General features: G+C 65.4%; 26 protein-coding genes. 15 read left to right on the top strand and 11 right to left on the bottom strand.

All coding sequences use genetic code 11. The features are described from left to right. The first annotated feature begins 201 nt into the window (after nucleotides 1-201). From asnB to VK98_RS06265, 6 genes are all read left to right on the top strand, one after another. A complete protein-coding gene (asnB, locus tag VK98_RS06290; RefSeq protein ID WP_048413191.1) occupies nucleotides 202-2,058 on the top strand; it encodes an asparagine synthase (glutamine-hydrolyzing) in 1,857 nt (618 codons plus the stop codon). Between the two features lie 232 nt (nucleotides 2,059-2,290). Continuing rightward, complete coding sequence (locus tag VK98_RS06285; protein ID WP_048413190.1) at nucleotides 2,291-2,833, top strand: iron transporter; 543 nt, start codon at nucleotides 2,291-2,293, stop codon at nucleotides 2,831-2,833. A gap of 125 nt (nucleotides 2,834-2,958) precedes the next feature. After that, nucleotides 2,959-3,294 carry a cupredoxin domain-containing protein gene (locus tag VK98_RS06280; RefSeq protein ID WP_048413189.1) on the top strand — a complete coding sequence of 112 codons (336 nt, stop codon included), beginning with the start codon at nucleotides 2,959-2,961 and terminating at the stop codon, nucleotides 3,292-3,294. A gap of 66 nt (nucleotides 3,295-3,360) precedes the next feature. Continuing rightward, on the top strand, nucleotides 3,361-4,185 hold the full coding sequence (locus VK98_RS06275) for an FTR1 family protein (RefSeq protein ID WP_048413188.1): 825 nt from the start codon (nucleotides 3,361-3,363) through the stop codon (nucleotides 4,183-4,185). Continuing rightward, nucleotides 4,182-5,627 carry a 4Fe-4S binding protein gene (locus VK98_RS06270; RefSeq protein ID WP_082158789.1) on the top strand — a complete coding sequence of 482 codons (1,446 nt, stop codon included), beginning with the start codon at nucleotides 4,182-4,184 and terminating at the stop codon, nucleotides 5,625-5,627. The genes VK98_RS06275 and VK98_RS06270 overlap by 4 nt, the downstream gene beginning before the upstream one ends. Before the next feature lie 73 nt (nucleotides 5,628-5,700). Then, nucleotides 5,701-6,462, top strand: a complete 762-nt coding sequence (locus VK98_RS06265; protein ID WP_048413187.1) for an ABC transporter substrate-binding protein — start codon at nucleotides 5,701-5,703, stop codon at nucleotides 6,460-6,462. Here VK98_RS06265 and ybaK read toward each other — a convergent pair. After that, the gene (gene ybaK / locus VK98_RS06260) at nucleotides 6,446-6,928 is read right to left on the bottom strand and encodes a Cys-tRNA(Pro) deacylase (protein ID WP_048413240.1); all 483 of its coding nucleotides are present in this window, start codon (nucleotides 6,926-6,928) and stop codon (nucleotides 6,446-6,448) included. The two genes, VK98_RS06265 and ybaK, sit on opposite strands and share 17 nt — an antisense overlap. Nucleotides 6,929-7,047: 119 nt before the next feature. On the opposite strand from ybaK, the gene VK98_RS23235 reads away from it, so the two are divergent. Next, nucleotides 7,048-7,335, top strand: coding sequence for an antibiotic biosynthesis monooxygenase (locus VK98_RS23235; RefSeq protein WP_197082979.1), 288 nt, complete (start codon nucleotides 7,048-7,050; stop codon nucleotides 7,333-7,335). Here the strand turns inward: VK98_RS23235 and msrQ are convergent. The 4 genes from msrQ to VK98_RS06240 form a co-directional block, all read right to left on the bottom strand. Beyond that, nucleotides 7,304-7,942 carry a protein-methionine-sulfoxide reductase heme-binding subunit MsrQ gene (gene msrQ / locus VK98_RS06255; RefSeq protein ID WP_048413186.1) on the bottom strand — a complete coding sequence of 213 codons (639 nt, stop codon included), beginning with the start codon at nucleotides 7,940-7,942 and terminating at the stop codon, nucleotides 7,304-7,306. The genes VK98_RS23235 and msrQ overlap by 32 nt on opposite strands. Before the next feature lie 10 nt (nucleotides 7,943-7,952). Beyond that, nucleotides 7,953-8,870: a protein-methionine-sulfoxide reductase catalytic subunit MsrP gene (gene msrP / locus VK98_RS06250; RefSeq protein ID WP_048413185.1), complete on the bottom strand. Its 918-nt coding sequence runs from the start codon at nucleotides 8,868-8,870 to the stop codon at nucleotides 7,953-7,955. Nucleotides 8,871-8,943: 73 nt separating this feature from the next. Beyond that, on the bottom strand, nucleotides 8,944-9,879 hold the full coding sequence (locus VK98_RS06245; RefSeq protein ID WP_048413184.1) for a TIGR01212 family radical SAM protein: 936 nt from the start codon (nucleotides 9,877-9,879) through the stop codon (nucleotides 8,944-8,946). 88 nt (nucleotides 9,880-9,967) lie between these two features. Continuing rightward, nucleotides 9,968-10,150 (bottom strand): hypothetical protein, encoded by a 183-nt coding sequence (locus VK98_RS06240; RefSeq protein WP_048413183.1) that lies wholly within the window; start codon nucleotides 10,148-10,150, stop codon nucleotides 9,968-9,970. Nucleotides 10,151-10,372: 222 nt separating this feature from the next. Between VK98_RS06240 and VK98_RS06235 the strand changes: the two genes are divergently transcribed. Genes VK98_RS06235 through VK98_RS06220 form a run of 4 tightly spaced genes read left to right on the top strand, consistent with a single transcriptional unit; the run spans nucleotide 10,373 to nucleotide 13,785 of the window. Next, complete coding sequence (locus VK98_RS06235; RefSeq protein WP_048413239.1) at nucleotides 10,373-11,515, top strand: homoserine O-acetyltransferase; 1,143 nt, start codon at nucleotides 10,373-10,375, stop codon at nucleotides 11,513-11,515. Continuing rightward, nucleotides 11,512-12,117 (top strand): methionine biosynthesis protein MetW, encoded by a 606-nt coding sequence (gene metW / locus VK98_RS06230; protein WP_048413182.1) that lies wholly within the window; start codon nucleotides 11,512-11,514, stop codon nucleotides 12,115-12,117. The genes VK98_RS06235 and metW overlap by 4 nt, the downstream gene beginning before the upstream one ends. Before the next feature lie 52 nt (nucleotides 12,118-12,169). Next, entirely contained in the window at nucleotides 12,170-13,438 is a 1,269-nt protein-coding gene (locus tag VK98_RS06225) for an AmpG family muropeptide MFS transporter (RefSeq protein ID WP_048413181.1), read from the top strand. Beyond that, complete coding sequence (locus VK98_RS06220) at nucleotides 13,435-13,785, top strand: MliC family protein (RefSeq protein WP_197082978.1); 351 nt, start codon at nucleotides 13,435-13,437, stop codon at nucleotides 13,783-13,785. The genes VK98_RS06225 and VK98_RS06220 overlap by 4 nt, the downstream gene beginning before the upstream one ends. On the opposite strand, the gene VK98_RS06215 is transcribed toward VK98_RS06220, so the two are convergent. From VK98_RS06215 to polA, 6 genes are all read right to left on the bottom strand, one after another. Next, entirely contained in the window at nucleotides 13,782-14,207 is a 426-nt protein-coding gene (locus VK98_RS06215; RefSeq protein ID WP_048413179.1) for a type IV pilin protein, read from the bottom strand. The genes VK98_RS06220 and VK98_RS06215 overlap by 4 nt on opposite strands. Further along, nucleotides 14,204-14,887: a hypothetical protein gene (locus tag VK98_RS06210; protein ID WP_048413178.1), complete on the bottom strand. Its 684-nt coding sequence runs from the start codon at nucleotides 14,885-14,887 to the stop codon at nucleotides 14,204-14,206. The genes VK98_RS06215 and VK98_RS06210 overlap by 4 nt, the downstream gene beginning before the upstream one ends. Continuing rightward, nucleotides 14,884-15,735 carry a PilW family protein gene (locus VK98_RS06205; protein WP_082158786.1) on the bottom strand — a complete coding sequence of 284 codons (852 nt, stop codon included), beginning with the start codon at nucleotides 15,733-15,735 and terminating at the stop codon, nucleotides 14,884-14,886. Before VK98_RS06205 ends, VK98_RS06210 begins: the two co-directional genes overlap by 4 nt. Nucleotides 15,736-15,737: 2 nt before the next feature. Next, nucleotides 15,738-16,178 carry a hypothetical protein gene (locus tag VK98_RS24010; protein ID WP_048413176.1) on the bottom strand — a complete coding sequence of 147 codons (441 nt, stop codon included), beginning with the start codon at nucleotides 16,176-16,178 and terminating at the stop codon, nucleotides 15,738-15,740. Next, nucleotides 16,162-16,698, bottom strand: a complete 537-nt coding sequence (locus tag VK98_RS22685; protein ID WP_053077253.1) for a GspH/FimT family pseudopilin — start codon at nucleotides 16,696-16,698, stop codon at nucleotides 16,162-16,164. Before VK98_RS22685 ends, VK98_RS24010 begins: the two co-directional genes overlap by 17 nt. A 182-nt stretch (nucleotides 16,699-16,880) precedes the next feature. Further along, entirely contained in the window at nucleotides 16,881-19,649 is a 2,769-nt protein-coding gene (polA, locus tag VK98_RS06190; RefSeq protein WP_082158785.1) for a DNA polymerase I, read from the bottom strand. Between the two features lie 15 nt (nucleotides 19,650-19,664). Between polA and VK98_RS06185 the strand changes: the two genes are divergently transcribed. The 4 genes from VK98_RS06185 to VK98_RS06170 all read left to right on the top strand — a co-directional run bounded on the left by VK98_RS06185 (nucleotide 19,665) and on the right by VK98_RS06170 (nucleotide 22,144). Continuing rightward, complete coding sequence (locus VK98_RS06185) at nucleotides 19,665-20,393, top strand: TIGR00730 family Rossman fold protein (protein WP_048413174.1); 729 nt, start codon at nucleotides 19,665-19,667, stop codon at nucleotides 20,391-20,393. A 5-nt stretch (nucleotides 20,394-20,398) separates the two neighbouring features. Beyond that, nucleotides 20,399-20,746, top strand: a complete 348-nt coding sequence (locus VK98_RS06180; RefSeq protein ID WP_231589214.1) for a DUF2782 domain-containing protein — start codon at nucleotides 20,399-20,401, stop codon at nucleotides 20,744-20,746. A gap of 10 nt (nucleotides 20,747-20,756) precedes the next feature. Continuing rightward, nucleotides 20,757-21,701: a homoserine kinase gene (gene thrB, locus VK98_RS06175; RefSeq protein WP_048413173.1), complete on the top strand. Its 945-nt coding sequence runs from the start codon at nucleotides 20,757-20,759 to the stop codon at nucleotides 21,699-21,701. A gap of 173 nt (nucleotides 21,702-21,874) precedes the next feature. Beyond that, nucleotides 21,875-22,144, top strand: coding sequence for a hypothetical protein (locus VK98_RS06170; protein WP_053077252.1), 270 nt, complete (start codon nucleotides 21,875-21,877; stop codon nucleotides 22,142-22,144). Nucleotides 22,145-22,171: the final 27 nt, after the last annotated feature.

The following is a 22,171-nucleotide window of genomic DNA, read 5'->3' as shown; positions in this document are numbered from 1 at the left end:
TCTGAGAACGTGTTTACGATCTCGCGAGCTACAGCGAGACAAGGCGAAAACGGCTGAGAAAGCGCAATGTACACGTGGTACATGAGCATTTCGAAGGGGTTTTCAACGCCGTATCGCCGACGCGCAGCAGATCGTAAACAGGTTCTGAGCGCTCTGCGCTCGGCGGCTTGCCGGGCGCGTTGCCCATTCGGACAGAAAATCATGTGTGGAATCGCCGGTTTCTTCTCGCAACGCCCCGCCGCGGCGGCCACCGCCCAGGCCATGCTGACGGAGCTTGGCCGGCGCGGACCTGACGCGGCCAATCAATTATTGCTGAACGCGGACTGGCAGCCGGCTCAGGACGGCGACATCCACAACGCGCTGCTGCACGCTCGGTTGTCCATCATCGACCCGCGGCCCATCGCCAACCAACCGATGGCCAGCGACGACGGCCAGATCTGGATCTGCTACAACGGCGAGGTCTACGACTGGGACGCCGACAAGGCCGAACTGGAAGCCGGCGGCGCCCGCTTCGCCACGCACTCCGACACCGAGTTCATCCTGCGCGGCTACCAGGCCTGGGGCATCGAAACCCTGCTGCAGCGGCTGCGCGGCATGTTCGCCTTCGCCATCCTGGACTTGAAGCAGCGCAAGGTTCACTTGGCGCGCGACCGCATGGGCGAAAAGCCGCTGGTCTATTCGCTGCTGGACGGCGACTTCGCCTTCGGCTCGCTGGTGCGCTCGGTGCTGCCCTTCCTTCCGCCGCGGCAACGCGACTTCTCCGCCGACGCCATCGACGCCTACCTTGCCCACCGCTACATCCCGGCGCCCGCCACCCTGTTCAGCCACATCCAGCGCCTGGAAAACGGCCACCGGCTGGAGTTCGATCTGGACACCCGCTCGCTGCGCAAGCTGCGCTACTGGCAGCCGGCCAAGGACGACGGCGACTGGCTGCAAGAACTGGACCGCGCAGTGGCGATGCGCACCGTCGCCGACCGCCCGCTGGGCGTGCTGCTGTCCGGCGGCATCGACTCCACCGTGATCGCCAGCCGGCTGGCCTTGCAGCGGCTGACGCAGTTCAGCAGCTTCACCGCCGCCTTCCCCGGCTCCAAGCTGGACGAGGCCGCCGACGCCGCCGACTCCGCCCAGCGGATGGGCCTGGCCAATCTGGCGGTGCAGATGCCGGAGAACCTGGCCGCCGATTTCGAACGCATCGTCGCCGACCTCGACCAGCCCTTCGCCGATCCGTCCAGCTTCCCCACCTGGTATCTGGCGCGCGAGGTCAGCCGCCACGTCAAGGTGGTGCTGCTGGGCGACGGCGGCGATGAGCTGCTGGCCGGCTACAAACGCGTCAACAAGCATCTGCGCACTCGCTGGCGCAGCCTGCTCAAGCTGCCGCTGGCGATCAAGCCCTCGCTGGACGGCAAGGGCGCCGGCAAGCTCGCCACCGAGCTGGCGATGAGCTGGCAGGACGCCTATTCGCTGCGCTTTTCCGGCTTCACCCCCGGCCAGCGCCTGTTCCTGCAAGGCAACCGACCGCTGACGCGGCTGTGCCACTGGCGCGCGCCCGACGACATCGGCCCGCCGCCGGCCAATGCGCCGGCCGGCCTGCATCATTTGCTGGCCATAGACTTCGCCAACTACCTGCCGGACTACATCCTGCAAAAATCGGACTTGTGCACCATGGCCCACGGCCTGGAAGGCCGGGCTCCGCTGGTGGACCACCGCTTCTACCAGACCTTGCTGGCGGTGGACGGCAAGCAGCGCTTCACCCAGCCGGCCAAGCTGATCTTCCGCCGCGCCGTCCACCCGGCGCTGCCGGCGGACTTTTTCTCGCGCAAGAAGCGCGGCTTCAATCCGCCGCTGTCCGGCTGGCTGAAAACCAGCCTGGCCCCGCGCATGGACGGCCTGGGCGAGCGCCTGGCCCGGCTCAGCCGCGGCCAGCTCGACGCCGCCGCGGTGGACGCCTTCGCCGCCGCCTACCGCGACGGCGCCGAGCATCTGGCCGAGCAGATGCTGCAACTGCTGATCCTGGACGAAAGCCTGGGACAACTCAGCCGACTGGCGACGCAAGACTGAGCCGCGGCGCGGCGCGTGCCATTCCTATGGCCAGCGCCGCGCGGCGTCGCATCTGTTACATTCGAGAACACATTTTCGTTTGAAAACGATAATGATTAGCATTAGTATTTTTAGGCAAGCCAATGCCTTACTACAATAAAGCGCTTATCCGCCCGGTCGACCTCCTGCGTCGCCAAGCGGCCCGCTCGGGCCAGAGCAGTGCCCTATTCAATTGAAACCAAAAGGAAACACTATGCGTCGCTTTGTCCAACTGGCTATCGCCACCGCAGCACTGACCGCCTCGGCAGCCGCCATGGCCAAGGAATACCCGATCGGCAAGCCCGCGCTGAAAAACGGCATGGAGATCGGCGCGGTCTACCTGCAGCCGACCAAGATGGAACCGGAAGGCATGATGCGCAAGGCCGAGGCATCCGACATCCATCTGGAAGCCGACATCCACGCCACCAAGAACAACCCGAACGGCTTCGAAGAAGGCGCGTGGATGCCTTACCTGGTGGTCAAGTACGAACTGAGCAAGGTGGGCGGCAAAGAAGTGCTCAAAGGCGACCTGATGCCGATGGTGGCCAACGACGGCCCGCACTACGGCGACAACATCAAGCTGCAAGGCCCGGGCAAATACAAGCTGAAATACACCATCATGCCGCCGTCGGCCAACCAGCACGCCCACTTCGGCCGCCACATCGACAAGGAAACCGGCGTGGGCCCGTGGTTCAAGCCCTTCGAACTGAACTATGAGTTCACTTATGCCGGCATCGGCAAAAAAGGCGGCTATTAATCCCGTTGTTCTTGCAAAAATAGGATTAATGCGAATGAGAATGTAAACGTCAGTCATTCTCATGCGTTAAAATAAGACAGCGCATGCCCTCGCCTGCGCTGTTTTCAATCCGGAGACCCTTTCCGATGAAGTTCGCGCGCATGCTCCTGGCCGCCATCGCGGCCTGCCTAGTGTCGATGTCCGTCCTCGCCGACGAGATGCCGGTGTTCAAGCTGGTGATGAAGGACGGCGTGTTCACTCCCGCCCGCCTGGTGGTGCCGGCCGGCAAGAAATTCAAGGTAGAAGTGATCAACGCCGGCAAGACCCCGGCGGAATTCGAAAGCACGCCGCTGCGCAAGGAAAAGGTGCTCGGCCCCGGCGCGGAATCCTTCCTGGTGTTCCAACCGCTGGCCCCCGGCGAATACAAGTTTTTTGACGAATTTCACATGAAGACCGGCCAGGGCGTCATCGTCGCCAAGTAAACGCCGCGCTGCCGGAGACGCTTGACCGCCTCCCAGCCGTTTACCGCCGTAAGCAGGAGCATATACATGGGACAAGTCCTTTTCATCGTCTGGCGCGAAAGCGTCGAGGCCTTGCTGGTCGTCGGCATTCTCAACGCCTGGATGAACCAGAACCCGGCCGGCGCCGCCGGCAAACGCTATCTGTGGGCCGGCGTGGCGCTGGGCCTGCTCGCCGCCGTCGGCCTGGCGGTGGCTCTGTTCGCCGCCAGCAGCCTGATGGCCGGCGCGCAGGACATCTTCCAGACGGTGATGGTGTTCACCGCCGCCGCGCTGATCGTGCACATGGTGCTGTGGATGCGCGAGCATGGCCGCACGCTGAAGAAAGAGCTGGAGGCCGGCCTGCGCGAAAACGCCAGCAGCGCCAACTGGTGGGGCGTCACCTTGCTGGCCGCCATCGCCATCGCCCGCGAAGGCAGCGAAACCGTGGTCTTTCTCTACGGCATGCTGGCCGAGGCCGACGGCTCCACGCTGGCCAGCATGAGCTTCGCCGCCGTGATCGGCCTGGGCCTGGCTTTCCTGACCTTCTACCTATTGCAGCTGGGCGGCAAATACCTGTCCTGGCGGCTGTTCTTCCGCATCACGGAAATCATGCTGCTGCTACTCGGCGCCTCGCTCTTCCTCAGCGGCGTGGAAAAACTGATTTCCATGGACATCCTGCCGGCGCTGGTCGACCCGCTGTGGGACAGCTCCGCGCTGCTTGACGACATGAGCCCGGCCGGCGGCGTCATCGCCTCGCTCACCGGCTATCGCGCCCACCCCGCCTTGATGAGCCTGCTCGCCTACGCGCTGTTCTGGGCGACGATCTGGGCGCTGTTCCAGTGGCGCAACCGCAAGCAGACGCTGGCCGCATGAAATCCGCCCGTCCGCCGCTTCCCCACTCCGCCGACGTCGCCGCGCGCGCCGGCGGCTCCTGTCGCCAGCCGACGGCCCAGGGTTTCATGGCCGCCGTCGGCTTGTGGCTGCGGGATCACGCCGGCCTGCTGCGCGCACTGCAATGGGGAGTGGTGCTGGTCTACGCCGCCTTGCTGATCGTGCCGGCCTGCCTGGATCTGCCTGGGGATACCGCCCGGATCTGGAACAATCTGACCATCTTCGCCCAGTTCGTGTTCTGGGGCATTTGGTGGCCCTTCGTGCTGCTGTCCATGGTGTTGTTCGGCCGGCTGTGGTGCGGCGTGCTGTGTCCGGAAGGCGCGCTGTCGGAATGGGCGGCCAAGAAAGGACTGGGCCGACCGATCCCGCGCTGGATGCGCTGGGGCGGCTGGCCCTTCGTCGCCTTCGCGCTGACCACCATCTACGGCCAGCTGGTCAGCGTTTACCAATACCCTAAGGCCGCGCTGCTGGTGCTGGGCGGCTCCACCGTGGCCGCGGTGATCGTCGGCTTCATCTACACCCGCGGCAAGCGCGCCTGGTGCCGCCACCTGTGTCCGGTCAACGGCGTGTTCGGCCTGCTGTCCAAGCTGGCGCCCATGCACTACCGGGTGGACGAAGCCGCCTGGAAGGCGTCTCAGGACAAGACCTTCCCGATTCAAACGGTGGACTGCGCGCCGCTGCAACCGCTGCGCCATATGCAAGGCGGCAGCGGCTGCCATATGTGCGGCCGCTGCAGCGGCCATCGCGACGCCATCGAGCTGAGCCTGCGCTCGCCCACCGAGGAAGTGGTCAAGGTGGCCGCCAAGGAGGCCGACGGCTGGCAGACCGCGCTGATCGTCTACGGCCTCTTGGGCGTGGCGATGGGCGCCTTCCACTGGACCATGAGCCCCTGGTTCGTGGCCATGAAACAGGCGGCGGCGGAATGGCTGGTGGACCGCGACATCCTGTGGCCGCTGGACACCGAGGCGCCGTGGTGGCTGCTGACCCATTACCCGCAACACAACGACGTGTTCTCCTGGCTGGACGGCGCGGCGCTGATCAGCTACGTGCTGGCCACCGCGCTGGCGCTGGGCAGCGGTCTGTTGCTCTGCCTGGCCGCCGGCGTGCGCATCGCCGGCCCCTGGCGGCTGCAGCGCCTGCACCACCTGGCCCAGGGTCTGATCCCGCTAGCCGGCTGCGGCGTGTTCCTCGGCCTGTCGGCGCTGACGGTAACCCTGCTGAAGGCGGAAGGGGTGCCGATGTTCTGGGCCAACGACGCGCGGCTGGCCTTGCTGGCCGGCGCCAATCTGTGGTCGCTGTGGCTGGGACGCGCCATCCTGGCGCGCTGGTGCTCCGGCTGGCGCCAGGCGCTGGCCCTGATTCCCTTGCTGGCGGCGCTGGCCCTGGTGGACGCCGCCTGGGGCTTCATGTTCTGGTGGTGGTAGCCGCCCGGCTGGCGGCGGGGTGGGCGCTGTGCGATAACAAAACATGCTCCCACCCTGATCCTGGAGTCGCGCCATGTGGCGTTCGCTGCTGCTTGTCCTCTACTGCCTGGCCGCGCCCGCGCGCGCCGAGACGCCGGCGATAGACTTCGCCACCGGCGAGTGGCCGCCCTATGTGTCGCGAAGTTTCACCGCCGACGGCGTCTTCGCCGACATGGTGCGCCAGGCCTGCCGGCGCGCCGGCTACACGGCGCGTTTTCACTATATGAGCTGGCCTCGCGCCGAGGCCGCCATCAAGGCCGGCCGCGCCGCGGCGGCCTTTCCCTACCGGCCGACGCCGGAACGGCTGCGCGACTTTGATTTTTCCCCACCACTGATCCACAGCAGCAGCTACTTCTTCTATTACAAGCCGCGACTCGCCCATCCTCCCGGCGCTTTTCGCAGTCTGGCCGACTTGCGCGCCTACCGCATCGGCGTGCAACTAGGCTATTGGTACCAACCTTTGTTCCAGCAGTACCGCTTGAACACGCTGAACACCAATGACGAGGAAAGCGCGATCAAGTTGCTGCGCGCCGGCCATCTCGATCTGGCGCCGCTGACGCTGGAGCGCGGCCTGTTCCTGATCCGCACCCAGGCCGCCGGCCAAGAACGCGACTTCGCCTACATTCCCACGCCGCTGGACAAGGCCACCTCGCTATCGCTGATGTATTCGCGCAGCTACCCAAACATCGCCAAGCTGCGGCTCACCATCGACCAGGCCTTGCTGGCGATGCAGGCCGACGGCAGCCTGCAAGCCATCTACCAGCGCAACTTTCCCGAACTCAAGCCGCGGCGCTGACCAGAACCGGCTTCAGCACCCGCTGCGCCTCCTTGGGGTCGACCCCGATCAGAAAGCCGCGCTTGCCGCCGTTGATATAGATGCGCTCCAGCTCGACGATGCTGGCCTCCATATACACCGGCATCGCATGGCGGGTGCCGAACGGGCTGGTGCCGCCCACCTGGTAGCCGCTGTGCTTGTCCGCGGTCTTGGGGTCGCAGGGATGGACTTTCTTGACGCCGATCTGCTTGGCCAGCATGCCGGTGCCCACCTCGCGGTCGCCGTGCATCAGCACGATCAAGGGCCGCTTGTTCTCGTCCTCCATGATCAAGGTCTTGATCACGGCGTGCTCGTCCACGCCCAGTTCGCGCGCCGACACCGTGGTGCCGCCTTTTTCCTCGTACTTGTACAAGTGCTCGCTATAGCTGACCTGATGCTCGCGCAATACCCGGATCGCCTGGGTGACCGGGGCCTTTTCCTTGGACATGATCTTCACAGCCTAAAAAACAAAACGCCACTGTAGAAGCTTGCGCGCCATCAGGCAAACCCGGACACTATTCGTACCTATTCCACTCAGGGAACCGTGCCGTGATATTGGAAGCTGCCTTGCTGCACATCAAGCCAGGCCTCGGGCCAGAGTTCGAAGCAGCTTTTGTCCACGCCTCAAAGCTCATCGCAGCCGCTCCAGGCTATCTGGGCCATGAATTGCAACGATGCCTGGAACACGATGACAAATACCTGCTGCTGGTTCGCTGGACTAGCGTGGAAGCTCATGAGCAGGGCTTCCGCCAATCCGCCGACTATCTTGAATGGAAGCAAAGCCTACATCACTTCTATCAGCCTTTTCCGACAGTAGAACACTTCAGCCGGGCCTATCCGCCGCCGCCCGGCTGAATCGCCACCACAGCCGCAATCCGAGCAGCAAGGCCAGCACCGCCGCGTAAATCAGCGGCTGGCTCAGGTCTTTCTTCACCAGCCACCAGTAATGGATCACCGCCAGCAGCGCCGCCGGATACACCAGCCGGTGCAGCCGACCCCAGTTGCGCTTGAGCCGGCGCATCCAGCCCTGGGTGGACGTCAGCGCCAGCGGCGTCAACAGCAACAGCGCGGCGAAGCCTACGGTGACGAAGGGCCGTTTATAGATGTCCCTGACGATGCCGGCCCAATCGAAAAACTGGTCCAGCCACAGATAAGTCAGGAAATGCAGGCTCAGATAGAAAAAGGCGAACAGGCCCAGCATGCGTCGGCACTTCAACGGCCAGCCTCCGGCGCCCAAGCGCCTCAAGGGCGTCATCGCCAGCGTCGTCAGTAGCCAGACCAAGGTCCAGGTGCCGGTGGAGCGGGTGATGAACTCCACCGGATTGACCGCCTCTCCGGACAGCACAATCCAGGCGGCGCGCACCAGCGGCAATAGACAGACCACGAACAGCAGGCATTTGAACCAGGCCAAGGCGCGGTCGGCTGGGCGGGCGGAAGCGGGTTTCAGGCGCAAAGTCGTCATCCCCGCTCCATCAATAGTTCTTGCGCAGATCCAGGCCGCGGTACAAGCCCGCCACCTGATCGCCGTAGCCGTTGAACATCAGCGTCTTGCGCTTGAAGAACTCGCCGATGCGGCGCTCGCTGGCCTGGCTCCAACGCGGGTGGTCCACTTCCGGGTTCACATTGGAATAGAAGCCGTACTCGCGCGCATTGGCCAGATTCCAGCTGGTGGCCGGCATGGTTTCCTGCAAATGGATGCGCACGATGGACTTGATGCTCTTGAAACCGTATTTCCACGGCACCACCAGGCGGATGGGCGCGCCGTTCTGATTGGGCAGCACATCGTTGTACAGGCCGACGGCCAGAATGGTCAGCGGGTGCATCGCCTCGTCGATGCGCAAGCCCTCGCGGTAAGGCCAGTCCAGCACCCGGCCGCGCTGGCCGGGCATTTCCGCCGGCCGCTGCAGGGTTTCGAAGGCCACGTACTTGGCGCGCGAAGTCGGGTTCATCTGCTTGAGCAGGCTGGCCAGCGGAAAGCCCACCCAAGGAATCACCATGCTCCAGCCTTCGACGCAGCGCAGCCGGTAGACGCGCTCCTCCAGCGGGAATTTCAGCAGCTGCTCGATGCCGAAACTGCGCGGCTTGGCCACTTCGCCGTCCACCAACACGTTCCAGGGACGAGTCTTCAGGCTGCCGGCGTTCGCCGCCGGGTCGGACTTGTCAGTGCCGAATTCATAGAAATTGTTGTAGCCGGCAATTTCTTTCAGGCTATTGGCCTTGTCGTTGCCGGCCAGCGTCGACAGCGGGCTTTTCTTGGCAGCCAGCGCCGCCAGCGTCTCGGCCGACAACAGCAGGCCGGCGCTGCCCAACATGAAGTGGCGGCGGTTCAGGTACGCGCCTTCCGGCGTGATGTCCGACGGCGGGATGTCGGCGGGTTTCTTGATCAGCATGGCGATGTCTCCGGTCTCTACCCCCATGAGTCGGGAGCGGCTCCTGAATCTGACAATCGACCACGCCGATAATTTACGCAAGCTCCTCCGCGTCCGCCCGCCAGGGCTGTCCCAAGGCGCTGCCCTGGCCGCCGTCGCGCGCCAGAAGCCGGCCTATCGCCTGCAAGGCGGTCCAGCGCGGCCCGCACCAGTCCGGCGCGATCAGGGTGGACGCTTGCGCGGTGGCCGACACCCGGTGGTAGACCACTTGCGGCGGGGTATGGCGGATCAGGCTGGCCGCCACCTCGGCATAGTCGGCCAGGCTCCACGGCGCCACTTCGCCGCGCCGGTATTGCGCCGCCATCCGCGAACCTCGCACCACCATCAGCGGATGCAGCTTCAGCCCTTCCACGCCGATGTCCAGCACCGTGGCCAGCGAGGCGTGGACGGCGGCCGCGTCCTCGCCGGGCAGCCCGGCGATCAGATGAGCGCAGACCTTGAGACCGTGGCGGTGGGCGCGCCGCACCGCGTCGCGATATTCGGCCAGGCCGTGGCCGCGCCGGATCAACGCCTGGGTTTGGTCGTGCGCGGTCTGCAGGCCCAGCTCCAGCCACACCTCGCCGCCTTGCTGCTGGTATTCCGCCAGCAAGGCCAGCGCGGCATCCGGCACGCAGTCCGGCCGGGTGCCGACGCACAGGCCCACCACGTCGGCGCCGGCCAGCGCCTCGTCGTACAAGCGGCGCAGCTGCTCGGTTTCGGCGTAGGTGCTGGTATAAGCCTGGAAATAAGCCAGATAACGGCGCGCGCGGTCGGTCTTGGCCTTCTCCCGCGCCAGCTGCTCGCTGATCGACAAGGCCGCCGGATCGCGGCCGAAGCTGCGCACATTGCAAAAGGTGCAGCCGCCGCGTCCCAGCGTGCCGTCGCGGTTGGGGCAGGTGAAATCGCCGGCCAGCGACAATTTGTGCACCGGCTGGCCAAAGCGGCGCTTCAGATAATAACCAAAGGTATGCAGATGCCGGGTCAGATCCATCGCCAAACAAAGCCCAAAGCCGGGCAGTCTAGCAAGCGGACCGCCCGGCGGCGCTGAGCGGGATCAAGAATGGACGCGGCGAGAGCGATTAAAGGCGGTGCCAGCCCAAGAGATACAGCAGCGAAAACAGCCCGGCGCTGAGCAGCAGCGCCAGCGCCAGCGTGCTGAACAGCTCGTGCAGGCTCTGCCGCTGACGGCGGTTGAGCAGCCAGCGCGCCAGCATCAGCAAGACGCCGCACAGTACGAAGAACTTGAAGAGACGACCGAACATGGCGGGCCAGCGAAGAAAAGTCGCCCGATTATCCGGCGCGCCGGCGCCGCTGGCAAGACGCGCTGTCGCCGCCGGCGCAAGACATGCTAAAGTCCTGGCTGTAGCCTACAGGAGGCTCCGAAGCGAGAATGGCCGGCACCGACCGGCCGCCGGCGGAGCGACAGCATGCGCGCGGCCCGCGCCGCGCATGCCGAAAATAGCAAAAGAGGCACTCAAGTCATCATGTCCGACTCCCACGACTCCGTCGGCATCGTCGCGGCCCAGACCGCCGTGTTCGATACCCCCTTGCCGCTGAACAGCGGCGCCGTCCTGCCCGGCTACCAGCTGCGCTTCGAGACCTATGGCAAGCTCAACGCCGCCAAAAGCAACGCCATCCTGATCTGTCACGCCCTGTCCGGCCACCACCACGTGGCCGGTCGCCACCAGGCGGACGATAAGACCGCCGGCTGGTGGGACAATATGGTGGGGCCCGGCAAGCCCATAGACACCCGCCGCTTCTTCGTGGTCGGCGTCAATAATCTGGGCGGCTGCCACGGCAGCACCGGCCCCTCCAGCCCCAACCCTGCCACCGGCCGGCCCTGGGGCTCCGACTTTCCCGTCGTCACCGTCGCGGACTGGGTCACCAGCCAAGCACGACTGGCGGACCGGCTGGGCATTGAGCGCTGGGCGGCGGTGATAGGCGGCAGCCTGGGCGGCATGCAGGCCTTGCAATGGAGCATCGACTACCCGGAACGCATCGCCCACGCGCTGGTGATCGCGTCCGCGCCCAAGCTGTCGGCGCAGAACATCGCCTTCAACGACGTGGCGCGCCAGGCCATCATCACCGATCCCGAATTCCACGGCGGCGACTTCTACGCCCACGACGCGCTGCCCAGGCGCGGCCTGCGCCTGGCGCGCATGCTCGGCCACATCACCTATCTGTCCGACGACGGCATGGGCGAGAAATTCGGCCGCATGCTGCGCTCCGGCGAATACCGCTTCGGCTACGACGTGGAGTTCGAGATCGAGTCCTATCTGCGCTATCAGGGCGACAAATTCTCCGACGCCTTCGACGCCAACACCTATCTGTTGATGACCAAGGCGCTGGACTACTTCGATCCGGCCAAGGACTTCGGCGGCGACCTGGTCGCCGCGCTGAAAAAGGCCAGCGCCCAATTCCTGGTGGCCAGCTTCACCAGCGATTGGCGCTTCTCGCCGGAGCGCTCGCGCGAAACCGTCAAGGCGCTGGTGGCCGCCAACCGGCCGGTGTCCTACGCCGAGATCGAATCCGTCCACGGCCACGACGCCTTCCTGATGACCGACGAACCCTATGTCCATTTGATGCGCGCCTACCTCGACCGCGTGGCGCGGGAGGTGCAAGCATGAACGCCCCGCAAACCACGGCGCCGCTGCGCGCCGACCTGCGCCTGATCGCCGACTGGATCGCGCCCGGCAGCCGGGTGCTGGACTTGGGCTGCGGCGACGGCGCGCTGCTGTCCTGGCTGGGCCGCAACAAACAGGTGGTCGGCTACGGCGTGGACCTGGACGTCGGCAATGTCGTCAAATGCGTGACCTCCGGCGTCAACGCGCTGCAAGGCGACCTGGAAACCGGCCTGGCCGAATTCGACGGCGACGCCTTCGACCACGTGGTGCTGTCGCAGACCATACAGGCAATGCGCGAGACCGAGCAGATCCTCAACGAAATGCTGCGCGTCGGCCGCGAAGCCATCGTCACCTTTCCCAACTTCGGCTACTGGGAAAACCGCTGGCAGATCCTGCAGGGCCACATGCCGGTTTCCGACACCATCCCCTACCAATGGTACGATACGCCCAACATTCACTGGTGCATGCTCGGCGACTTCGAAGCGCTGTGCGCCAAGAATCGGCTGCGCGTGGTGGAACGCGTGGTGATGAATGGGGTCAAACGGGTGACTTTCATGCCCAATCTGCGCGGCAGCCTGGCCTTCTACCGGGTGGCGCGCCAATAACAACAAGCGGCGGGCCGGTCCCGCCGCGCGATCCGTAGAAACTGGCCTGCCCATGAGCAACACAACCATAGACTGGCGGCGCGACGTCTTCTCGCGCACGATGCTGATCTGCGTCTTCACCGGCTTCGCCTCCGGTCTTCCGCTGTACACCCTGATCAACCTGCTTCCCGCCTGGCTGCGCAGCGAAGGCGTCGACCTCAAGGCCATCGGCCTGTTCGCGCTGATCGGCCTGCCCTACACCTGGAAATTCCTGTGGTCCCCGCTGATGGACCGCTACGTGCCCCCGCTGCTGGGCCGCCGCCGCGGCTGGATGCTGCTGACCCAGCTGGCGCTGATCGTTACCATGGCCGGCTTCGGCCTGTTCAACCCAGCCCAGCACATCTGGAGCATCGCCGCGCTGGCGGTGGGCGTGGCCTTTTTCTCCGCCAGCCAGGACATCGTGCTGGACGCCTATCGCCGCGAAATCCTCAGCGACAACGAACTGGGCCTCGGCAATACCGTGCACATCAACGCCTACCGGCTGGCCGGCCTGGTGCCCGGCTCGCTGTCCTTGATCCTGGCCGACCACATTCCCTGGGACCGGGTCTTCCTAATCACCGCGCTGTTCATGATCCCCGGCCTGCTGATGACGCTGAAGGTCAGCGAGCCCAAGCTCGCCGGCCAGGCGCCCAAGACGCTGCGCGAAGCCGTGGTCGAGCCCTTCCACGAGTTCATCACCCGTCAGGGCTGGCAAGGCGCCGCCTGGATTCTGGGCTTCATCTTCCTGTACAAGCTGGGCGACAGCATGGCCACCTCGCTGGCCACGCCGTTCTACCTGGACATGGGCTACGCCAAATCCCAGATCGGCCTGGTGGCCAAGCACGCGGCGCTGTGGCCTGCGGTGATAGGCGGCCTGCTCGGCGGCCTGTGGATGATCAAGCTGGGCATCAACCGCGCGCTGTGGGCCTTCGGCGTGGTGCAGGTGCTGTCCATCCTGGGCTTCGCCTGGCTGGCCAGCTACGGCCGCTTCGCCTCCATCGGCGCGCATGAGCTGAGCATGCTGGCCGTGGTCATCGGCTTCGAAGCGCTGGGCGTCGGTCTCGGCACCGCCGCCTTCGTCGCCTTCATCGCCAAGAGCACCCACCCGGCCTACACCGCCACTCAGTTCGCCTTGTTCACCAGCCTGGCGGCGGTGCCGCGCACCCTAGCCAACGCCTCCACCGGCTACATCATCGACGCCATAGGCTGGACCAGTTTTTTCCTGTTATGCACCGCGCTGGCGTTGCCCGGCATGGCGTTGTTGCTGAAAGTCGCCCCATGGAGGGAAAAGGAGGGAGCATGAAGGCATGGAAACCAGCGTTGCTCTGCGCAACGCTGCTGAGCGCGTCCTGCGCCGCGTCGGCCTCCGCCGACACGGCCATGCAAACCGTCAAATACCGCTGCAACGGCAGCAAAATGGTGGTGGTGGAGTATCCGCAGCAGCAAAGCGGCACCGCCATCCAGCTGAACTGGAACCATCACCGCTACCGGCTGACGCCGGCCAAGGTCGCCCAGGGCGAGCGTTACGTCAGCCAACAACTGATCTGGTCGCTGCTGGACGAGCAGGCGCGCCTGACCACTCGCGGCGGCCGCGTGCTGGCGCAAGGCTGCCGCAAGATCCAGCTGCCGGCAACGGCCGATGGCACTTAATCTCCCCAGGCCACGCAAGATTGCGGGCCGGACTCATCCGGCCCGCACTGCGATAAATTGCCGTCCTGATCCAGGCTCAACTGCAAGCGCCCAGCCAAGCGGTGCCCCACCCTAGGCTTGGCCAGTAAACGGAAACTGGCTTGCCCCGCGCTGTCCGAACCCAGGCTGACGCTGCCCAGCCGGATCTCGAAATCGCGGGTGCCGGGCCGCGGCAGCGGCGGCCACGTCGCGGACCGCGTGCGGTTTTCCAAATGCCAGCGCTGGACGAAATGGAGATTCTCCAACAGCGCCGCGCGCGCCTCCGCCAACTGCCCGCGCAATATCTGCTGCTGATAGGCCGGCCAGGCCATTGCGGCCAGAATGGCCGTCACCGCCATCGCCGTCAGCAACTCCAGCAAGCTCAGCCCCGCTGGCGTCCTCATTCCGCCTCCTCCAGCCGCCGCCAGTTCAAGCGTCCGCCGCGGCCGGCCTGCGCGCCCGCGCCGGCCCAGAACCAACTCTGCACGGTCAACGCGTCGCGCTCGCTCTCGCCCCAGACCCGCACGCTGATCCGGTACAAGCGGCCGTCGACGTCGGCGAACCGAAACGCCGGGTTGAGCAACTCCAGCACATAGCGCGGCGGGCTCCAACGCCGTCCCGCGCGCGACCGCGCCGGCAGGCAGGACGCCGGCGGCCGGCCGGGCTCGCTCTCAAGCGGGCGGCTGGGCCCGCAAGGATGCAATAACGGCCACCGCGCCCCGTTGATCAGCACGCTGCGGCGCCATAAATCGGGCTCGGTCGCGCACAAGCCGTAACCCACGCCGCCGACGCTGGACAGGCAATCCGGCATGAACCAGCCCAGACCGCGGCCGTCGCCCCGCCAGGGAACGCCGCTTTCGCCCCTCAGACCGTCCTCGAAACGGAGATTCAAATCCAAGGTCCGCCGTTCCGCCGCCCGCAAGGCCTGCAACGCCGCCAGAGCCAATGCCCGCTGTTCCGCCAGATTCCGCGTGGCGCGCTGCTCCGCCGCCACCGAACGCGCGGTTCCCAGCGCCAGCACCGTCAGCAGGCTGAGCAGAGGCAGAATCAGCCACAGCACCGCGCCGCGCGGCCGGGGCCTCATCCGCCCGGCTCCAGCGCGCACGGCAGCGCCGGCGTCAACGCCACCACCGTGGTCCATCCCTGCCTGCCGCCGTCCGACCGCATCTCAAGCGCCATCTCCACCCGCGACAACCGCTTCCAATCCTCCGCGCTCAGCTGATCCGCGCGTTCCCGCCAAACCAGCGTCAACGGCCGGCAAGCGCTGCGAACGCCAAAACGCTGCCGCAGCGCCGTCACGGCCGTCGCCAGCAATTGCGGCGGCTCCGCCGTCCGCCCGGACAGGCTTTCCTCCAGCCACAGCGCGCTGCCGTCGCCGTCGCGGCGCAGGACGTAGCGCTGCGAGGCGATAGCCAAAACTTCCAAGGAGGCGAGATCCGCGCCACGCAGCGGCCCGGCTTCCGCCGCCCCCTCCCAGGCCAACGCATGCGCGCCGCCCTCCCTCCGCCATTCCAGCCCCGGCTCGCCCGACTTCAACAGCCTCAGGCTGGCGCAACTGGCCAGCGCAGCCTCTTCCCAATCCGCCCCGCCCTGCCAGCGCAAGGTGGTCCGCGTCGCGTCCTCCGTCACCGACGCCGTCGCCGCGTCGACGCCGTAGCGAAAACGCATGCCTTCCGGCGCGTCGAACCCGCGTCCCGGCGACCCCGCCGCCTGCGCGCAAGCGAAACGCCCGTGCCTGCGCCAGCTCTCCGCCAATTGCGCCAGCGCGAATTGCCCATCCTGATGCCGCCGCAAAGCGCGCTCGACGGCTCGCAGGCTGCCCTGCATCGTCAGCGCGCCTTGCAAGGCCAGCGCCAACACCAGCAGCCCCAGGCTCATCGCCACCATCATCTCCACCAGGGAAAACCCCTGGTCGCGCCGGCCGGTCGCCACGACTAAGGCGCGTCCAGGGCCAGCGCGTAACGACGCGCGACACGGGCGGAGTCCTCTCCGACCGAGTCGTTCCAAGTCAGCCGCAGATAGACGACCGCGCCCTCCTGCTGCGCGCACGCCTCCGTCATCGCGTCCAGCGCGCCGCGGCACTGCCGCGCCTCGATCACGCCGTCTCCCAAACCTTCCAGCCGCTGCCGCAAGCGCGCCCAATCCGCCTGCTCTTGCGCGGACGCCTCCCCCGCCTCCGGCCACAGCAGCGCCGCCTCTCCCAGTTCCAGCGCCGCCGCGATCGCCTCCGCCCGCAGCAAGGCGTCGCGGCCATGCAGCAGCGCGCGCAGCTGCACCGAGGACAGGGCCAGCATGGACACCATGACCACGAACAGCGCCAGCATGGTTTCCAGCAAAGCGCCGCCGCGGACGGCGGCCTCAGCTCGGGCAGCCACGGTCCGCCTTGCCTATGTCCGCCCGGCCATGGCCGCTGACCTGCAACAGCAAGCACTGGCCGGACAACGGGCTTTCCAGCCATAGGTTCACGCCCTGGCCGCGCTCCAGCCTGCCGTTGGGCAGGAAGGACAGCTGGTCGCGCCCAACCCGCACCCTGACCCTGCCCGCGGCGAACACCAGCAGATGCAAGCGTTCCTGGCTGTCGTAACCGGCTTGGCCGCCGCCATCCCTGTCCGCGTACACCAGGGCGCCGCGGTCCCACACCTGCCGCTGCCTGGCGCAGCCCTGCAATTGCAGATTCCGCTTCAGATTGGCCGCGCACACGAATACCGGCCGGTTGCTGCGCAGGGCCTCGCTGCGGGCGAAGTGCAGCAGATTGGCCATCGCCTGGGCGTGGCTGCGCAATTGCTGCGTCGACAACAAACGGCCCAGGCCCGGCGCGGCGATCGCCAGGCACAGCAGAAGGATCGCCAGGACCGTCATCGCCTCAATCAGGGTGAAGCCGATCTGAGCTCGCATGGCAGGCACTCCGTCTCATTGGGGGTTAGCTAATATATTTAGCAAACCCATGCGAACGGAACCGATCTTGTTCCCGTCAACGTCGGTTGAGCCAGGCATTTAGGCCAGGACCAGCAAAACGACATGGGCATGAAAAAAGCCAGCCTGCCCGGCTGGCTTTCAGACTGCGGCGCGCCTCCCGCTCAGTGCGCGCTTTCCCAACTTTCCCCGGCGCCCACTTCCGCCAGCAAGGGCACCTTGAGCTTGGCCACGCCGGCCATGATCTCCGGCAAACGCCGCTTGACCAGTTCCAACTCGGCTTCCGGCACTTCCAGCACCAGTTCGTCGTGCACCTGCATGATCAGCTTGCTGCCCAAGGCGTCGTCGCGCAGCCAGTTCCGCACCGCGATCATCGCCAGTTTGATCAGATCCGCCGCCGTGCCCTGCATCGGCGCGTTGATCGCCGCGCGTTCGGCGCCGGCGCGGCGCGCCGGGTTCGACAACTTGATCTCCGGCAGGTAGAGGCGGCGACCGAACACGGTTTCCACATAGCCTTGCTCGCGCGCGGTTTCGCGCGTGGTCTGCATATACTCGGCCACGCCCGGGTAGCGCATGAAGTAGCGGTCGATGTACTGCTGCGCGGCGCTGCGTTCGATGTCCAACTGCGCGGCCAGGCCAAACGCGCTCATGCCGTAGATCAGGCCGAAGTTGATCGCCTTGGCGGCGCGGCGCTGGTCGGCGCTGACCTGGTCCAGCGTCACGCCGAACACCTCGGCGGCGGTGGCGCGGTGAATGTCCTCGCCGCTGGCGAAGGCCTGCAGCATGCCGGCGTCGTCCGACAGATGCGCCATGATGCGCAGTTCGATCTGCGAATAGTCGGCGCTGACGATCACATGCCCGGGCGGCGCGATGAAGGCCTCGCGCACGCGGCGGCCTTCCGGCGTGCGCACCGGGATGTTCTGCAGATTGGGATCCGAGCTGGCCAGCCGCCCGGTGATCGCCACCGCCTGCGCGTAATTGGTGTGCACGCGGCCGGTGGCCGCGTTGATCAGTTGGGGCAATTTGTCGGTGTAGGTGGACTTGAGCTTGGCCAGGCCGCGGTATTCCAGGATGCACTTGGGCAGCGGGTGGTCCAGCGCCAGCGCCTCCAGCACCGATTCGTCGGTGGAGTAGCCGCCGGACGGGGTCTTCTTCACGCCCTTGGTGGGAATGCCCAGCTTGCCGAACAGGATTTCCTGCAATTGCTTGGGCGAGTTCAGGTTGAACGGCTGGCCGGCCAGCTCGTAGGCCTGGTTTTCCAGCTTCAGCATCTCGGTGCCCAGCTGATGGCTTTGCGCCGCCAGCCGCTCGCGGTCTATCAACACGCCGTGGCGTTCCATGTCGAACAGCACCTCGGCCACCGGCAGTTCGATGTCGCGGTAGACTTCTCGCAAACGGCCGCTCAACAGGCCGGAGAAGTATTGATTCAGGCGCAGCGTGATGTCGGCGTCCTCGGCCGCGTAGTTGGACGCGGTGTCCACGTCCACCTCGCCGAAACCGATCTGCTTGGCGCCCTTGCCGCAAATCTCCTCGTAACTGACCGTGGACTCGCCCAGATGGCGGCGCGCCAGATCGTCCATATTGTGGCGCTCATGGCTTTCCACCACGTAGGAGGCCAGCAGGGAATCGTCGACCACCCCGGCCAGGCGGATGCCGTGGTTGGCGAACACATGGCGGTCGTACTTCAGGTTCTGGCCGCACTTCTTCTTGCCGGCGTCCTCCAGCCAGGGTTTGAGCTTGGCCAGGCTTTGCTCCAGATCCAGTTGCTCGGGCGCGCCGGCGTAGTGGTGGTCCAGCGGCAGATAGGCGGCCTCGCCGGAGCGCACCGAGAAGCTGACGCCGATGATGCGCGCCTGCATCTGATCCAGGCTGGTGGTCTCGGTGTCCAGCGACACCACGTCCGCCGCCGCCAGCTTGGCCAGCCAGGCGTCCAACCGCGCGGCGTCCAGAATGGTTTCATAGCTCCGCTCCGCCACTGCCTCCGGCAGGGCCGGGCTGTCTTGCGCCGCCTCGATGGCGAACAGATCGTCGCCCTGCGCGCCGGCCGTGGTTTGCGCCACCGCCGGCATCTCCTCGCCCTCGCTCACCTCGCGGTAGAAGGTGCGGAAGCCCAGGCCCTGATACAGCTCGGCCAGCCGCGGCTTGTCCTTGAGCCCGTGCTGCAAGCTGTCCAGGCCGTAGGGCATGTCGGCGTTCAGATCCACATCGCACTTGATGGTGATCAGCTCGCGGCCCTTGGGCAACCAGTCCAGCGCCGCGCGCAGGTTCTCGCCCACCTTGCCGCCCACCTCCGCCGCCTGGGCGATGACGGCGTCCAGGCTGCCGTACTGCTCCAGCCACTTGACCGCGGTCTTGGGCCCGCACTTGTCGACGCCCGGCACATTGTCCACCTTGTCGCCGATCAGGGTCAGATAGTCGACGATCAATTCCGGCGGCACGCCGAACTTGTCCTTGACCCCGTCGCGGTCGAAGGTTTCATTGGTCATGGTGTTGACGATGGACACCTGGCCGTTCACCAGTTGCGCCATGTCCTTGTCGCCGGTGGAGATGATCACCCGCATGCCGGCGGCGGCGCCGACGCGCGCCAGCGTGCCGATCACGTCGTCGGCCTCCACTCCCGGCACCACCAGCATCGGCCAGCCCGAGGCTTGCACCACCTCATGGACCGCCGTAATCTGGGAGGCGAGTTCCTCCGGCATCGACGGGCGATTGGCCTTGTATTCGGGGTAAAGGTCGTCGCGGAATGTCTTGCCTTTGGCGTCGAAAACGCAGGCGCTATAATCGAACTGCACTTCCTTCTCCAGCCGCCTGAGCATGTTCACCATGCCGTAGACAGCCCCCACCGGGCGGCCATCCGGAGAGCGCAAATCGGGCATCGCGTGAAAGGCGCGGTACAAATAAGAAGAGCCGTCGATCAATAACAGTGTTTTCATAAAAAGAGGCAGAATATGAGCTTGTCCGATAAATTACCGCAAACCAGTGATCGTCACGCGATGATGCAGCGTTTCCGTTCCCGCGAAGCCTGGCATGTGATGAAAATCATGTCGGAGTTTGTCGATTCGGCGGAAGCCTTGCAAGGCATCATGCCGGCGGTGAGCATCTTTGGCAGCGCGCGCACGCCGCGCGACCACAAGTATTACAAATTGACCGAAGAAGTCGCCCGCCTGCTGTCGGACTCCGGCTTCTCCGTCGTTTCCGGAGGCGGCCCCGGCATCATGGAAGCCGCCAATAAAGGGGCATTCTACGGCAGAAGCCCGTCGGTGGCGCTGAATATCGTGCTGCCGCACGAACAGAAACCCAATGAATACCAAGACCTAAGCATCAAGTTCAACCACTTCTTCAGCCGCAAGGTCATGTTCGTCAAACACGCCATCGCCTATGTGGTGATGCCGGGCGGTTTCGGCACGCTGGACGAGATGTTCGAGGCGCTGACGCTGATCCAGACCGGCAAGAGCCGCAAGATTCCCATCATCCTGTGCTGCCGAGAGTTCTGGGAAGGCCTGCTGGACTGGGTCAAGGACCGCTTGATCAGCGAAGGCATGATCAATCCCGAGGACATGAATCTGATCCAACTGATCGACGATCCGCGGCAAATCGTCGAAACTATCTTCAAACATTACGAAACCCGCGGTTTTGAAGCGCTGCCCGAAGAGCGCGAACAACTGCTGCACCTTTAACACTGATGACAATCAAGGACCACGCCATGCGCCGCCTGCTCGCCGCCCTCGCCCTGCTGCCATTGACAGCCGCCTGGGCCGATACGCCCTCCCCCGCCAAGACCCCGGTGCCGCCGCCGCCGACGATCAGCGAACAAAGCGCCGCCACCGCGGAACCGGAGGTGCGCATCATCCAGAAGGGCGAGGACAAGATCGAGGAATACCGGCTCAACGGCCATCTCTACATGGTCAAGGTGACTCCATCGCACGGCGTGCCCTATTACCTGATGGACGACAACGGCTCCGGCACCATGAAGCAGATCGACCCCGCCAACCGCATCATCATCCCGCGCTGGGTGCTGATCCGGTTCTGAGAGGGCCACTATGTCGGTTTACACCACGGTCAGAGATGACCAGATGCAGGAATGGCTCAAGCGCTACACCTTGGGCCAATTGCTGGACTTGCAGGGCATTGCCTCCGGCATCACCAACACCAATTACTTCGTCACCACCACGCACGGCCGCTATGTGCTGACGCTGTTCGAGGCGCTGAAGCTGCAGGAACTGCCCTATTACCTGACCTTGATGAGCCACCTGGCGCGCCACGGCGTGGCCTGCCCGGCGCCGGTGGCCGACAACACCGACCAGTTCGCCTCGATGCTGGCCGGCAAGCCGGCCTGCCTGGTCAGCTGCCTGGACGGCGCCGACGTTGCTCAGCCCACCTCGGCACAGTGCCGCGCAGTCGGTGAAATGCTGGCGCAAATGCATATCGCCGGCGCCACCTTCCCCGGCAAAATGGCCAATCCGCGCGGCCCGCGCTGGTGGAGCGAAACCGCGCGCCAGGTCTACCCCCGCATGGACGAAGACGCCGCCGCCTTGCTGCGCGAGGAGGTGCAGTTTCAGGACAGCCACCGCTTCGATCACTTGCCTTCGGGCGTGATCCACGCCGACCTGTTCCGCGACAATGTGCTGCTGGACGGCGACCGCATCGCCGGCTTCATCGACTTCTACTACGCCTGCAACGATGTGCTGCTCTACGATCTGGCCATCGCGGTCAACGACTGGGCCCGCAACGCGGACCACGGCATCGACGACGAGCGCGCCGCCGCGCTGCTAGGCGGTTATCAGTCGGAGCGCGAGCTCACCGCGGAGGAGAAACGGGCTTGGCCGCTGATGCTGCGCGCCGCCGCGCTGCGCTTCTGGGTGTCGCGGCTGCAGGACCTGCATTTCCCGACAGCGGGCGAGATGACCTACACCAAGGACCCCGGCGTCTTCCAAACCGTGCTGGAGGCGCATCGCTCGCGCGGCGAGTTATGGCTGCGGCATTAATGGCACACTCGCTCCCATCCCGCTGACAAATTCCCAGTTGTCACTTTGCAGACTTACAGTCTTGCTCTATGCTGATGGCAAGCATTATTGATTTTATGATGTTGATAGTTTTCCTGTTTTAAATGTTGCACTTAGATTAATTTCGAAGCACAAATACACAAGGGCACACTATCATGTTGAAGAAAGTCTTTATTCTTGCCTTGGCTGGCCTGCTCTCTGCTCCGGTGTTTGCCGCCGAAGAAGCCGCAGCGACCTCGGCGGCGGGCAGCAGCGCCGCCGGCACCTCCTCTGCGGCCGCCGCTGGCGCGGCCGGCACCACCGCCGGCATTGCCGGTCTGAGCGTGGGCACCATTGCAGCCATTGGCGCTGCGGTTGCCGCCGCGGTTGCGGTTTCCAGCAACAGCGACTCCTCTACCTCACACTCCGCCACCACCCACCATTAAGTCGCCGTGCTTATGCACCGCGGCTTG

The organism is Chromobacterium sp. LK11 (assembly GCF_001043705.1).
GTDB lineage: Bacteria > Pseudomonadota > Gammaproteobacteria > Burkholderiales > Chromobacteriaceae > Chromobacterium > Chromobacterium alkanivorans.
The sequence above is the reverse complement of the archived record's forward strand: the minus strand, read 5'-3'. Positions and strand labels throughout refer to the sequence as shown.

Bases quoted from the DNA above. Each gene is read 5' to 3' on its own strand.
- asnB (WP_048413191.1), top strand. From the start codon at position 202: ATGTGTGGAATCGCCGGTTTCTTCTCGCAACGCCCCGCCGCGGCGGCC.
- VK98_RS06285 (WP_048413190.1), top strand. From the start codon at position 2,291: ATGCGTCGCTTTGTCCAACTGGCTATCGCCACCGCAGCACTGACCGCC.
- VK98_RS06280 (WP_048413189.1), top strand. From the start codon at position 2,959: ATGAAGTTCGCGCGCATGCTCCTGGCCGCCATCGCGGCCTGCCTAGTG.
- VK98_RS06275 (WP_048413188.1), top strand. From the start codon at position 3,361: ATGGGACAAGTCCTTTTCATCGTCTGGCGCGAAAGCGTCGAGGCCTTG.
- VK98_RS06270 (WP_082158789.1), top strand. From the start codon at position 4,182: ATGAAATCCGCCCGTCCGCCGCTTCCCCACTCCGCCGACGTCGCCGCG.
- VK98_RS06265 (WP_048413187.1), top strand. From the start codon at position 5,701: ATGTGGCGTTCGCTGCTGCTTGTCCTCTACTGCCTGGCCGCGCCCGCG.
- ybaK (WP_048413240.1), bottom strand. From the start codon at position 6,928: ATGTCCAAGGAAAAGGCCCCGGTCACCCAGGCGATCCGGGTATTGCGC.
- msrQ (WP_048413186.1), bottom strand. From the start codon at position 7,942: ATGACGACTTTGCGCCTGAAACCCGCTTCCGCCCGCCCAGCCGACCGC.
- msrP (WP_048413185.1), bottom strand. From the start codon at position 8,870: ATGCTGATCAAGAAACCCGCCGACATCCCGCCGTCGGACATCACGCCG.
- VK98_RS06245 (WP_048413184.1), bottom strand. From the start codon at position 9,879: ATGGATCTGACCCGGCATCTGCATACCTTTGGTTATTATCTGAAGCGC.
- VK98_RS06240 (WP_048413183.1), bottom strand. From the start codon at position 10,150: ATGTTCGGTCGTCTCTTCAAGTTCTTCGTACTGTGCGGCGTCTTGCTG.
- VK98_RS06235 (WP_048413239.1), top strand. From the start codon at position 10,373: ATGTCCGACTCCCACGACTCCGTCGGCATCGTCGCGGCCCAGACCGCC.
- metW (WP_048413182.1), top strand. From the start codon at position 11,512: ATGAACGCCCCGCAAACCACGGCGCCGCTGCGCGCCGACCTGCGCCTG.
- VK98_RS06225 (WP_048413181.1), top strand. From the start codon at position 12,170: ATGAGCAACACAACCATAGACTGGCGGCGCGACGTCTTCTCGCGCACG.
- VK98_RS06220 (WP_197082978.1), top strand. From the start codon at position 13,435: ATGAAGGCATGGAAACCAGCGTTGCTCTGCGCAACGCTGCTGAGCGCG.
- VK98_RS06215 (WP_048413179.1), bottom strand. From the start codon at position 14,207: ATGAGGACGCCAGCGGGGCTGAGCTTGCTGGAGTTGCTGACGGCGATG.
- VK98_RS06210 (WP_048413178.1), bottom strand. From the start codon at position 14,887: ATGAGGCCCCGGCCGCGCGGCGCGGTGCTGTGGCTGATTCTGCCTCTG.
- VK98_RS22685 (WP_053077253.1), bottom strand. From the start codon at position 16,698: ATGCGAGCTCAGATCGGCTTCACCCTGATTGAGGCGATGACGGTCCTG.
- polA (WP_082158785.1), bottom strand. From the start codon at position 19,649: ATGAAAACACTGTTATTGATCGACGGCTCTTCTTATTTGTACCGCGCC.
- VK98_RS06185 (WP_048413174.1), top strand. From the start codon at position 19,665: ATGAGCTTGTCCGATAAATTACCGCAAACCAGTGATCGTCACGCGATG.
- VK98_RS06180 (WP_231589214.1), top strand. From the start codon at position 20,399: ATGACAATCAAGGACCACGCCATGCGCCGCCTGCTCGCCGCCCTCGCC.
- thrB (WP_048413173.1), top strand. From the start codon at position 20,757: ATGTCGGTTTACACCACGGTCAGAGATGACCAGATGCAGGAATGGCTC.
- VK98_RS06170 (WP_053077252.1), top strand. From the start codon at position 21,875: ATGTTGAAGAAAGTCTTTATTCTTGCCTTGGCTGGCCTGCTCTCTGCT.